Here is a 12,438-nt window from a genome sequence, read left to right on the forward strand (position 1 = left end):
TGCGGGGGCGGTGGCGGTTGCGGGGGCGGTTGCGGACGCGGACGCTACTTCGGAATCTGTGGAGTAATCGGGTTCAGCGCGCGTAGCCCTGCCCCTCCCGCGTACCCGTAACTCGCCGCGTCGTCCATCCCCCACACGTAAAGCGCAAACGGTCCATTGCTGCGCGCCTCGTTCCGGCCGTTGTTACACGTCCCCTTCGGAAAGGACTGTGGAGTGCGGTCCTTCGTCAGTGTTACCCAGGTATATTCATAATCGCCGTTCGCCCCGAGAGGCTGAAACTCCGTGAGCTCGCCCGCGCAATCGAGCTCGACCGGCGCGAAGCCCGTCTCTGTCTTCTTGCGGACTATCGTGAGCGTCGTTTCGCGAAAGCTGTAGTCCGCAAAGAAGACGTAGCGGTCGAGAAATTGCCCCGATGGGATCACGTTCACGAAGTCGGCATCGCCGATGTTCCGTCCGCCGATGATCGAACTGTACTGCTCGCCGGTCATGTACATGGCGGCGTAGAAAGCGTGGGCGTCGTCCTGACTCCGCACGGTCACGAGCTTGTCGGTCAAGAACGTGACCGCTTGTCCCGCGGAGAGTGTCGTGGGCGCGCCGGGTGGCGGCGCCGGATCGTAGACGAGCTGCGTGCCGTCGGCCGCGCCGACGAATCGCCACGGTACGGATTCGAAACGCGGGACGCGCATGCCGACGTCGAAGCCCTGCCTCGAGCGAAATGGCACCAGAGCGTATTCGCTCCCCACTGGCCGACAGGTGGAATCTGTTGACCGAGAATATCGCAGAATCCGAAGCGATCAGGAACATTCGTGCATTGCGTTCCGCCGAAGAGCCCGATCGGTTTCGTCGCTTCGATGGGGCTTCCAGTGAGTTCGGCCGGTTGCGTGAACTGCAGGACCTGTCCACGCTGAAGTGTCCACGACTGCACGAAACGACGTTCGGCACCGACCACGTCGGCAGTGCCGACGATCTTCACGTTCGGATCGATTCGCACGACCGTATCGTTTTCGGCAGCGACGATCTGCAAATAAGGGTTCCTGCCTGCCGCGATCGCTGGCCAGGCGTTGATGGAGAGATAGTTCGTGCTCCACGACGACGCGGGCAACAGCAACGTGGCGGACGGGAAATAGGACGCTGCTCCGCCATACGGATACATCGAATACGCGCTGACCGGCACGGTGGACGTCAAGTGAAAGGCACTCGTCCGCGCCGTTCCGTGTGCGATGGGATCGAGAGAGAGCGCCGCCGCGACCTCGGCAGGGCACGGCGACGCGGAGCCAGGCTTGCTCGCGAGGAACACGATCGCAATGCCACCGGGCGAGAGCGGACCGGTGAGCTTTTCATACTTCAGATCGCCACCACCGCTGTCGTCGACCAAATACGTGGAGTTCGAGATATCGAGCGTCTCGCCCCCGTATTCCGCACCGAGCGTTGCTCCAGTGTCCCAGGTGTTGGCGATCATCGCCACGAAGCACGAGCCGGCACTCTCTGCGATGATGTCGTCCGGGGGAAGCGTCCAGAACCCGCAGCCGACCGATCCTTTCGAGAGCTCGACGGCCGTGCACGCCGAGACGCATTTTCCCTCGCCGCATCCCGATTCCGGCGGACATTGCTCGACGACGTCGTCGCTGCATCCACTGAGAACGGTCTTCAAGTCGCGCGAGCAACGTGTCGTCTCGCAGCCGGCTTCCGGCGTCGCGGCGTCCGGCGCGAGGAAGGTCGGTTCTTGGGACGGTTCGAAGGTGCGATCACTCGATGCGCACGCCGCGACGAGCGATGCCGTCACCAAGAGCGAGGGAATTCCGACGACGAAGGCCGTCAAAAGTTTTTTCGATCTCATGGTCCCTACATTCAATGCAACGGAACGATGACCGGCGTCGGGTGTGGCGCCGCGTCGGAGGTGCCGGTTCCAAGCTGTCCCGAGCGATTGCTACCCCAGCACATGACCGTTCCGTCTTCGAGCAAAGCGCAGGCCGTGGCGTTTCCGTTTGCGTAGCTCCTCACGACTTGTACGGCCTTCCTTCCTTCGAGTCCGGTCACCGCGGTGAACTTCGAGGCTTGCTTGAGGGCAATGCCTCCATCGACACCGAGCCCTAGCTCCCCGAGTCCGTTCGAGCCGCAACACTGGAGAGCTCCGTCGGTCAGGCGAATGCAGGCGCCATCGCGACCGGTGTAGATCTGTTGCACGTGGGCGCCTGGCGCGCGCATCGTCGGGATGAAGCTGGGGAGCGTTCGCCACCGACTGTCTCCTGTGCCGAGTGAATAGCCGTTGTTTCGTCCCCAGCAGTACAGTTCTCCGTCGACGACTGCGCACGCGTTGTCGTCGGCATCGAAGCCCGTCACCGACGGCAGTGTCGCGATCGGGGCCGCCACCGGTGACGCGCTGGCGAGCGACGTGGGGCGCCCGAGCAGGTACGGCGTTCCCCACGACCAGAGCTTGCCGTCTTCCGTCATCGCAATGCTCGCCGCTGTGCGGACGACGTGCGAGAGTCCCGTCTTACCTGGGCCGACGATCTTCCCCTCCCCCGCGTCGCGCCCGAGGGCCATGTCGGTGTTCATTCCCCAACATTCGACGTCGCCGCTCTCGAGCACGGCGCACGCGTGGGGGGCTCGCCACGCGCTCCCGGTCACGTCGACACGTCGAGCCTTCCCGCCGAGGGCAACGATCGACGGTGTCGGGTGTCCGTCGTCGTCGAAGACGGCCGGATCACGCGCGAGGCCGAGCTCCCCGTTCTGATTGCTTCCCCAGCATCGAACGCTGCCATCCTCGAGCGTGACGCAGCTCGTGTAACCGCGGGCGCTGATCTGGATCACGCCGGTCAGGTCGACGACCGGCGCAGGCGCGAACGCGAGCCCCGGCCCGGGACCGCCGTCGATCGACGCCCCACCACGGCCCAGCGAGCCCGTGAACCTCTGCGAATATTGCGAATCGAGGCCCCAGCATCGAACGGTACCATCGCTCATGCGTGCGCAGAGGTGTTCCGCGCCCGCCGCGAGCTCGACGGCACAGACCCCGGTCTTGCAGACGACGAGAGGCGTCGCGGCGTCCCACGAGCCATCATCGCTGGCGTCCGGCACGTCGACGGCCGGCGCCGCATCGGGGGAAGTCGCCGTGCCGGCCTCATCGCGCGTCGTCGTCTCGGCATCTCCCGCGCGGGGCGCGCCGTCGTCCGTGCAGGCCACCATCACGACCGCCGGCCCGAGCGTGCAGGCGAGCCCGAGTGCGAGGGCCGACCGCGTGGTCTTCCGTGTGTCGATCACTTGTCGTTCTCCGGCGAAGGCGAAATCGGATCACGATGATGAAAGGCGACGTTCTCTCCAACGACCCAGATGTCGTTGGGCGCCGCCACGCCGCGTCCCCAGACACCGTGCAGGTCGGCAATGACGGGAATGCTGGAGGTCGACAGAGAGGTGAGGGTCCACTGCGTTCCGTCGAAGTGACGGAGGCGCCCGTGATCGGACACCATCCAAACGTTGGTCGGCGACGCGCTCCAAAAGCCGTTGATGACGTCGTACGCACCGTCGGCGAAGTAGTTGCCGACTTCCCAGAAGGGCGTGAAGGCCGTGCCCGCGTCTCCCGTGCCGAGCACGGACTGGTTGGCCGGATACGCCCGCGCGCCGTTACCCCACGATGCTCGAATGCCCATCCATGCTTGCCCGGGGGCCGTGACGGCGCCGGCGGTCGCGACGTCGATACCGTACGGGGTCCTCGCGGCGGTCGGTGGCGTACGATCGACCCACGCGATCGCCGACTCTTCGCCGACACCGCGATGAAGGAAGAGCGGATGAATCTCCGATGAAGCGCGGGTGCTGCCAGTGATCCAGAGGTCGTTGCCCGAGCTACCGAAGATGCGGAGTTCGGTGAGGCGCGCGTCGAATTGGGTGGAGACGGGGTCGTATTCCCAGTCGGCGACCGCACCGCCGTCGGGATCGTTCTTTGGACCCGAAAAATGCCAGATGCCGCCACCGGTTCTCCAGCCCGCTGCAAAGTATCCAGCGCCGGCCAACCAAACATCGTTCTTGCCCGAGCCCCAAATCGAGACGACGCCAATCGGCCACTCCCGCTGGAGCGGGACTCGCGTCCAGGTCAGCGTCGCCGAGTCGGGGCCTTCTCCATGGTAGAGCCCTGCACTGCCGCCGACCCAGATATCCGTTGGTCCGCTACCCCAGATGGTCGAGAAGTTCGACCAGCTGACGGGATCGGGCGCTTCGACGACGAAGGCGAACTGCCAAGCGGTGCCGTCCCACCGGAGGATGCAACCATCGTGATGAACATCGCCGTAGCCGTTGATCGCGAGCTCAGGATGGGCCACGCAGCTGCCGACGGCCCAGACGACGCCGGTCCCGTCGCCCCAAACTGCTCTCAGATTCTGGTAGATGGGCAGGGGTGTTCGACACCAGTGGTCGACACTGCACACCGGGGAGCTCGCGTCGCTCGCATCCGTCGCGTTGTTGCCGTCCGTCGTTGCATCGGAGTCCGCTGGAATGGTGACCGCATCCGCGGTGTCGGCATCGCTCGACGAGGGATCGAAGATCGTCCGCTCTCCGTCGTCGCCACAAGCGAAAGCGGCGAACGACGCCGGCGCGGTCGCGCAGACGAAGATAAAAAGGTTTCGCGAAGTCTGCTTCATGGCGTTTCTCCATCGGGAGCCAAGGTTCCCGTGAAATGCAGAATGACGCCTTGTCCCACGACCCAAACGTCGTCCGCGCTACTGCCCCAAACTCCATAAAGAGGCGGAGCGCTAGGAGGGAGCGTCACGCGCTGGCGTCGCCATTCCGTGCCGTCGTAGTGGAGGACCGTGCCCTTTTCTCCGACGGCCCAGATGTCGTGGGGGCTCGCCCCCAGATGCCGTAGAGGTCGTGGGGCGTCGAAGATTCGACCCGCTCGAGGATCGTCGATCCGTTGTGATGGCGAATGGCGCCGCTCTCTCCCACGAACCAGACGTCGTCGGTCGATGAGCCCCAAGTCGCGTAGAGAGGGCCCAAAGTCTGACTATCGTATTCGGTCCAAACCGGATCGCTGGAGCCGTCCACGGCCGGTGGCGAATCGGGCACTACACCGCGGTAGACACGCCCACGGAAAGAGGTCATCCATAGATCGGTCGCGTTCGCTCCCCAGAGAGCGTAGGTGTCACCCATTTCGCAATACCAGGATGGATCTTCGGGAGTCCATGTCGTGACGCCGTCAATCGAAGATGAGCGCCAGCGTGATCCGTAGGTATCGGATCCCGGGTAACAACGACCGCCAAGCCACAGTTCGCCGCTCGAGCGGAGCCACGAAGACGTCAGGAGCGATTCGAGTCCGCCCTGGTCATACGGTGGCGCGATGGGGGTCGCCACCCACGTCGCCGTTCCGTTGGCGAATCCGTCGGTGTGGAAGACGGCGGCGGTAGAGCCGCCGACCCATACGTCGTTCTTCGAACTTCCAGTCACCGTGGTGAGCGTTCGCGTCGTCTTCGCCGGCACCGACGCCCACGAGGTGCCGTCCCAATGCATGACAGTCCCTGCGGTGCCGACGGCCCAGACATCGTCTTTCTGCGTGCCCCAAACGGTTCGCAGCGCTCGCGTCGAGTCGAGCGGCAGAGGCACTGGGCAGAACGCGACTCCGTCACACGGCCCTTTGGTGGGCGGACAGGCAGAATCCGACGAGCACTCGGCATCCTCGGCCAGTGCATCCCTCACGACGGGTTCGGCGTCGACGGGCTCTAGGCGTCCGGCATCCGTTGCGTCGACGTCCACGAATCCAGTGTCGGCGGCGCAACTCGCCAAGGCCCCTGCCGCGCATGGCCCGACGAGCGACGCGAGCAACGCTGGACCCCGCACGGCGGCGAGCGCTCCGAAGAGCCGGCTGCGTCCGTTCACGAGCTTCATCTGGTCTCCTGCACGCCGGCATCGCATTCGGTCATCAGGCATGCGCCCTGGAAGCAAGGCTGGCCGGCTGCGGTATCGCAACGATGCCCGCACGCTCCGCAACTCGTCTCGTCGACCATCACGTTCGTTTCGCACCCGTTGGATTTGTCGCCGTCGCAGTCCCCGAATCCCTCCTTGCATTGCGTGTCGCAAATACCGGCGTTGCACACGGACGTCGAGTTGGGAGCGGCCCAGCCCGGACATCGATTCCCGCACGCGCCGCAGTGGTCGACGTCGTTCGTGAGATCGACGCACTTGATGACGTCGCAGAGTGTCTCGTTCGGCGCGCAAAGGCAGCGAGGGCCCTTACCGTCATCGCGGTTGTTTATGCAACGCTGGCCCGGCGCGCAGGCGTGTCCGCAGGCCCCACAATTCTTGCTGTCGAAGTCCGTAAGGGTTTCGCAGCCATTCGATTCGCAGCCCTTGCCGAGGTCGTTGTCGCAATCGGTCCAACCTCTCTCGCAAGCCGAATGACCACACGTTCCTCCCGCACACGTCGTTTTGGTGTGCGGGGGCGGAGTCGCACATGCACCTTGGGAGGAATCGGTGCACGGGCTCCTGCAGGCCCCGCAGTTCTTCATATCGGTTTTGAGGTCGACGCACCGAAAGTACGTCGGCGGATTCGTCGACTGGTCGACGGCGGTGTCAGGACCGAGATCGTCGGCGTTCGATTCGCACAGTGTCTGGCCGGGAGGGCACCCACACTGACCGGCGACGCAGCGGGTGCCGGATGGACAGACGTTGCCGCAGGCGCCGCAGTTTTGCGGGTCAGTCTGCACGTCGAGCTCACATCCGTCGTCGGATCGCCCGTTGCAATCTCGATAGAACGGATAGACGCTCGTATCGCAGAGCATCGTGCACTGTCCGTTCACGCAGGACGGATCGATGTGCAGGATGTAGTGCCACTCGACGAGCGAGAGATCACCGAAGCAATTGTTTTCGCACGAGCCGCAGTTCTTGATGTCGGAGGACAGGTCGGTCGTGCATTTACCGGCTCCGCACGTGCCATACGGGGCAGGACACGGCGTCTCGCCCGTCGCATTACAGAGTTTCGCCGTGGATGCGGAATCGGATTCGACCGCGACGTCGTTCGATGCGTCCGGCGTGACGAAAACGCCCGAACCTCCGGCATCCGTGTCGTCGCCGACGACGAACGGATCGCTCGACGGCGACGCACAAGAGGCGCCGTCGAGAATGCTCGTGAGGGCGATTGCCCAACATCCGACGAGGATGATGCGCGAGGGCGACGGAGGCGTGTGCGCCGAGGATGGACGAGAGCTCTTCATGGGCAGGCTCGGTGTCGGAGATGGAGAGAACCTCCGCGGACTGCGGAGCATCGAGTCAATGGAATCGGGCGGCTACGAGACCGAGGTGGCCGAGGCGCGACGTCGGACGACGCGACGCTGACTCGGTCTTACGGTGCGATGGATCGCAGGACGGTGCGAACACGTCCCGCGTACGGACTGGAGTCTTTTTCGGAGAGGAATCGTTCGCCCAGAGCGCGCGCACGGGCGGATTCCCCTGTTGCGGCCAAGGCCTCGATCCGAATGGCGTCGATTTCTTCCGAGAAGATGCCGTGAGGAAATCGAGCGTCATACGCGTCCGCATTGCGGAGGCTTGCGCGCGGATCACCGGCAAGCGCGGAGCGAGCCGCAACGACGAATTTCAACTCCTCGGGGAAGGTATTGGTCGGCGCTTCGACCGCGGGGCGAGCGTTCTCCGTTCGAGCGATCGGCGCTGCAGGCGCCGCAGCATCGAGCAGCACGGATCGGGACGGATTGGACTCCGTCGTGCGCGCCGTCGGAAGGTCGTCGATGCGCATGACGACTTCGGCGGAGACCACCTCTGGCGGAATATTCACCGCCGGTACTGGCTGCGCGGACTGCGGCTCCTCCACGGAGCCGGAAACCGGGGCGCCCGTGTTGGGCGTCGGCGCGCTGCGGGTGGAGCTCTTCGTCCACACGGTGCCGGCCATCGCGATCGCCGCGACGCCAACGACCGCCGTCCACGGAAGCCACGTGCTCATCCAGGTTCGCGAGGAGAGCGACGTGGCGAGGGCCGGCACGCTGGGAGGCAGCGCGGCCGCCGCCGTCATGCGCACGAGCGCCTTGTCGATCTGCTCGGGCGAGGGGCGCTCCCTGCGCGTCGCCGAGAGCAAGCGTTCGATCCCTTTGTCCTCGATCGAGAGGCGAATAGGGTCTTTCATGGCGTGCCTCGCTGACTCTTGCGGTATCGCTCGAGGCGAGCCCGAAAGTCCTCGCGACCGCGACGTAGGCGCGAGGCAACCGTACCCATCGGTGCGCCGAGCATCTCGGCAATCTCCTTCATCGTCATTTCTTCGATTTCGAACATGACAAAGACTGCGCGTTGGTCTTCGTCGAGCTCCGCGAGGAGGCGGTAAACGAGCGCCCGCGCCTGCTCGTCGTCGAGCATGTCTTCGGGGGTTCCCGCGGCGGACGGAACGTCGAGGTCCGCGTCCAGCGGGGGAGTTAGCACCTCGCGAGCGCCTTTGCGCTTCAGGCCCTTCGCGATACGAAGTGCGGCACCGAATAGAAAGGCTCGCTCGCGCCCAGGTTGAACCTCTTCGAGGCGGCGCGCCGCGACGAAGAACAGCTCCTGGGCCGCGTCGTCCGCCACGTGTGCGGCGAAGCCGAGACGGCGGAGGAATCCCCAGACGTCCGGGAAGTGGCGACGAACCATCTCCCGCAGGTGCTCGGCCCGTGCCTCGACGTCTCCCTCGAGCCTAGGGTCGGTCTCCTGCTGGGGGGCCGATATTTGGGACGCGCGAAACGTCGGCTCGCTCTCGAGTTTTCGCCCCGCAAAGAAGCGGATCAATGACGACGACGCCCACACGACCGGTAGTGGCGACACGGCCTTCGTTTTGATCCCGAAAAAATCATCGAGGCCGATTCGACATGCATCGCCCGGAAAATAGCCTCAAAAGTGCAGGCCCACACCAGCCCCCACGAGGACGCCGAGCGCGGGCGGCTGCGAGACGGGCACGCCACTCTTCAATTCGAAGGGCCGGCGCGTCGTCGGCATGGTCACGAGCATGCTCGTCGCGAGATAGAAGACGCGACCAAGGGCGAGACGGGCGGACATCGAAGCGCCGAAATCGGCCCACAACATCGACGTTCCGCGCGGGTCGGCGAAGTCCTTTGCACGTTCGCGAAGTGTCCCCACGTTGGCTTCGCCGCATGGCGTCAGTTCCAGTCGATTGGCGAACAGGCCGACGCGAACGGGGCACAACCGCAGATTCGCCGCCGTCCACACGAACTCCACCTCACCCCCTCGTAGAGCGATCTCATGCGCGAAGCTTTGGCGGATGCCAATCGCTGCGGACGGGCGCCAACCTCCCTCTTCGTTCGGCGCCGAGGCCGCGCCGAGTTCGACTTCGAACATCGCGGCGAGCACGGGGAGCGTTTCGCTCAATACGGCAGAGCTCGCCTCCATGCGGAGTTCGGCGGACGTTCGGACGGTTCGAGACGCGCGCGGGCGAGGCCTGGACGAGGGCGCACGCCGTGGCCGCTCGGGTTCGACGCGTGAAGGGAGTGGAACGTCCGGGCCAGTCTCGTTCGACTGCTCCGCGGAAGCCATTCCGACCGGCGAGGTCGACTCGGGCATGCCGGCCGCAAGTGGATCGATGACCCCGGCCACCATCACCGCGAGTGCCTGTGCCACGTACGCGCAGCTCGGACCTTGGAGCTTGCGCGCGGAGACGCGACCGTCCACGTCCTCGACGACGAGACGGGCGGTGAGGCTCGCGTCTTCCGTGCCGTTCGGCTCCAGGCGGACGCGGATCGTTCGCGCGCGCATGCCCGCAGGAGCCTGGGTCCATTTCGTCGTGTAGGAACGGATGGAATCCGAGAAGGCGGAGCTCGACGGACACCCCGCATTCTCCGGTGCCTCGTAGACGAGGATGACCGGCTCGACGGGCGCCCCACCTTCGTCGGCCGTCGCGATCGCCGACCCGAGGAGCGTCGTTGAGGCGACGATCATCGGGAGCGCGCGCGTCCACACCATGCGGGCGGCCATCGAGGCCATTCTTACCCGAAAAAAGCGCGCGTTCGCTCCCAACGCGATCCATCAAGCGGCGAGCGCCCAACGCCCGCGCTTACCAAACCACGGATCCCGTCGCGGACTCGGACGCGGACGCGGATGCCGTTGCGGCTGCGGCTGCCGTTGCGGCTGCGGCTGCCGTTGCGGACGCGGACTCGCATGTCGCCGTGGCATTCGGAACCCGCCTCACAAACCTGACAAAAGCTGACAGCTATGCCCGGTATTCTTTCTCCTCGAAGCCCTCCGGCTCGACGAATGGAGAAGACCATGAAGAAGACGTATCGCGGGAGCTGTCACTGCAAGGCCGTCACGTTCGAGGCTGACATCGACCTCGCGCAGGGCACCGGCAAGTGCAATTGCACCTTCTGCTGGAAGGACCGGATGTGGAATGCGGGCCACCTCAAGCCCGAGGACTTCCGCCTGCTCTCGGGCGAGGAAGTGCTCGGCGACTACGGCAAGTCAGGTGACTGGGGCGAGGGGCATCATCGCTTCTGCACCAAGTGCGGGATCACCACGCATGGGCATGGCCGGCTCGAGGTGATGGGCGGCGAATACGTCTCGGTTCGTCTCTCCGCGGTCGACGATCTCCCGGTCGAGGAGCTGATGGCTGCGCCGATCCAATACATGGATGGCCTCCACAACAATTGGCAAAGCCCGCCCACCGAAACGCGGCATCTGTAGACGTCTCGTTCGCGCTCTTGTCGCTGCCGATCCAGCCTTCACGTGCTGGCGTACCGTATGCGGGCTGATACGAAGCCGGGCGGGCCAAAGGACGTGGGTTCGACGTCCGGAAGGGTTCCGTGCGGCGAGTCGCCTCTCGACGCCGCTCGGCTTCTGCACGACGCTGACATGGAGGCAAGACCGATGCGCAGCGACATCATCCCTGGGGCACGCTTTCCCGACTACGAGCTTCCCGATCAGACAGGCAAGCATCGAAAACTCTCCGAGCTGCAAGGAAGGGATCCGATGGTGGTCGTCCTTTCGCGCGGGGGCTTCTGCCCAAAGGACCGCCGCCAGCACGAGGGCCTGCTCCTCCTGCATCGTGAGATGATCGTCGGCTATTGCCGAATGGTCACCATCAGTACGGACAACTTGCTCGCGACGAACGAATTCCGCGCGGGTGTCGGCGCGCACTGGCCCTTCCTGTCGGACCCTGGCCGCAAGGTGCAAAAGGATCTCGACATTGCCGAGTACACGGACACGACGCACGACCCGATGGTCCCGCACACGATCGTGCTCCTCCCCGAGCTCGTCGTGCACAAGGTCTACAACGGCTACTGGTTCTTCGGACGGCCCACGGTCGAAGAACTGCGCGCCGACCTGCGCGACGCGCTTCGGGCGTGCCGACCTGATTGGGATCTCTCCGACCCTGCCGTGCGTGAGGCCTGGGCACGCGGCGAGAAAGATCGCTTCTACCCCTACGGGGAGAGCTACGCGAAGGTCTTTGCCGACCAAGAGTGACGCGTCTGGACGGCGATCGAAGCTGCGGGTCGAGAACGTCAGCGTGCCGCGCTCTTCGCGAGCGCCTCGTCGATGAACGGCAAGCTGGTCGCCACGGGTGCGTAATAGGCGGGCGCGCCCGTCGAGCACGTCACGCCACTCGAGACTGGCCCGAGATTGCTGAGCACGCCGACGATCTGCCGGGTGTTGTCGATCCGCAAAGGGCCGCCGCTGTCACCGACGCAGTCGGCCCCCTCGTCGCTGTGCGCGCGGATGGTGCCGTTCGTGACGAGCGAAGCCGAGTTCACGTAGCCCGGGTCGGCGCACATCGAGAGCGCCTTGCGAAAGCCGTTGTCGGTGTCGAGCACCGGCTCGTTGTAGGCGTAGTTCTCTTTCTTCGTGCCGTAGCCCGTGCTCACGTAGTTGCACTTGCCCTCGTGTGGAGTTCGCAAGGGAGTCGCGAGCGGCACGTTGCGGATCGGGGACTCGAGCACGAGATACGCCAGGTCGAACGCGTACGTGTGCTGCGCTCCGGTGACGTACGCGGGATGCATCACCGACTCCTTCACGGGAATCAGCACGTGCGGATCGCGCGGCACGCCCGTACCGAAGTGAGCGGTGTACTGTTTTTCCTTCGCCTGCTCGACGCAATGCGCGGCGGTCAGAACGATGTCCGGAGCGATGAGCGTCCCCGTGCAATAGGGGATGACGACGATCCAGTTTCCCTCGACCTGGAACCCGTGCGCCAGGTAGCCAATCGCCGGGACGTCCATCGTCTCCTTGCCACCGACGACGGCGTTCGCGGAGTTGTCGCTCGCCTCCTCCTCTTTGCCTGCACAGGCGACGGACGAACCGAGCGCAAGAACCGCCAGAGCAAGACGCACCGCACGGCCAAGCGGGTTCGTCGGGTCGAGGGAGCGGTGCGAGGGAGCCACAACGACGGCATGCCATCGCTCGCCTCCTCGTGCAATCACGCGTTCGAAGCTAGGGACGGATTCGGGGCCGCAGACCGATGAACCGAGCCGGCGCGAG

10 protein-coding genes and 1 pseudogene are annotated in these 12,438 nt (G+C 65.0%); 2 read left to right on the forward strand and 9 right to left on the reverse strand.

The window, feature by feature from the left end; translation table 11 throughout:
• Positions 1-44 precede the first annotated feature (44 nt).
• The 8 genes and pseudogenes from AKJ09_RS56035 to AKJ09_RS09155 form a co-directional block, all read right to left on the reverse strand.
• Positions 45-1,837, reverse strand: a pseudogene (locus AKJ09_RS56035) (IgGFc-binding protein).
• An 11-nt stretch (positions 1,838-1,848) separates the two neighbouring features.
• Positions 1,849-3,258, reverse strand: a complete 1,410-nt coding sequence (locus tag AKJ09_RS09125; protein ID WP_146646805.1) for an RCC1 domain-containing protein — start codon at positions 3,256-3,258, stop codon at positions 1,849-1,851.
• Positions 3,255-4,628 (reverse strand): hypothetical protein, encoded by a 1,374-nt coding sequence (locus tag AKJ09_RS09130; RefSeq protein WP_146646806.1) that lies wholly within the window; start codon positions 4,626-4,628, stop codon positions 3,255-3,257. The genes AKJ09_RS09125 and AKJ09_RS09130 overlap by 4 nt, the downstream gene beginning before the upstream one ends.
• Positions 4,629-4,752: 124 nt before the next feature.
• Positions 4,753-5,868 carry a beta propeller repeat protein gene (locus AKJ09_RS09135; protein WP_146646807.1) on the reverse strand — a complete coding sequence of 372 codons (1,116 nt, stop codon included), beginning with the start codon at positions 5,866-5,868 and terminating at the stop codon, positions 4,753-4,755.
• Positions 5,865-7,193, reverse strand: a complete 1,329-nt coding sequence (locus AKJ09_RS09140; RefSeq protein ID WP_146646808.1) for a hypothetical protein — start codon at positions 7,191-7,193, stop codon at positions 5,865-5,867. Before AKJ09_RS09140 ends, AKJ09_RS09135 begins: the two co-directional genes overlap by 4 nt.
• 128 nt (positions 7,194-7,321) lie before the next feature.
• Entirely contained in the window at positions 7,322-8,113 is a 792-nt protein-coding gene (locus tag AKJ09_RS09145) for a hypothetical protein (RefSeq protein ID WP_146646809.1), read from the reverse strand.
• Complete coding sequence (locus AKJ09_RS09150) at positions 8,110-8,778, reverse strand: RNA polymerase sigma factor (RefSeq protein WP_146646810.1); 669 nt, start codon at positions 8,776-8,778, stop codon at positions 8,110-8,112. The genes AKJ09_RS09145 and AKJ09_RS09150 overlap by 4 nt, the downstream gene beginning before the upstream one ends.
• Before the next feature lie 66 nt (positions 8,779-8,844).
• The gene (locus AKJ09_RS09155; RefSeq protein WP_146646811.1) at positions 8,845-9,942 is read right to left on the reverse strand and encodes a hypothetical protein; all 1,098 of its coding nucleotides are present in this window, start codon (positions 9,940-9,942) and stop codon (positions 8,845-8,847) included.
• A gap of 291 nt (positions 9,943-10,233) precedes the next feature.
• Between AKJ09_RS09155 and AKJ09_RS09160 the strand changes: the two genes are divergently transcribed.
• Both AKJ09_RS09160 and AKJ09_RS09165 read left to right on the forward strand, forming a co-directional pair.
• Positions 10,234-10,647 (forward strand): GFA family protein, encoded by a 414-nt coding sequence (locus tag AKJ09_RS09160; protein ID WP_146646812.1) that lies wholly within the window; start codon positions 10,234-10,236, stop codon positions 10,645-10,647.
• Between the two features lie 183 nt (positions 10,648-10,830).
• Positions 10,831-11,427, forward strand: coding sequence for a peroxiredoxin family protein (locus tag AKJ09_RS09165; RefSeq protein ID WP_146646813.1), 597 nt, complete (start codon positions 10,831-10,833; stop codon positions 11,425-11,427).
• A gap of 38 nt (positions 11,428-11,465) precedes the next feature.
• Here the strand turns inward: AKJ09_RS09165 and AKJ09_RS09170 are convergent, their stop codons facing one another.
• Entirely contained in the window at positions 11,466-12,380 is a 915-nt protein-coding gene (locus AKJ09_RS09170) for a S1 family peptidase (RefSeq protein WP_146646814.1), read from the reverse strand.
• Positions 12,381-12,438 lie beyond the last annotated feature (58 nt).

Origin of the sequence: Labilithrix luteola, assembly GCF_001263205.1 — a bacterium.
GTDB classification, from domain to species: Bacteria; Myxococcota_A; Polyangia; order Polyangiales; family Polyangiaceae; genus Labilithrix; species Labilithrix luteola.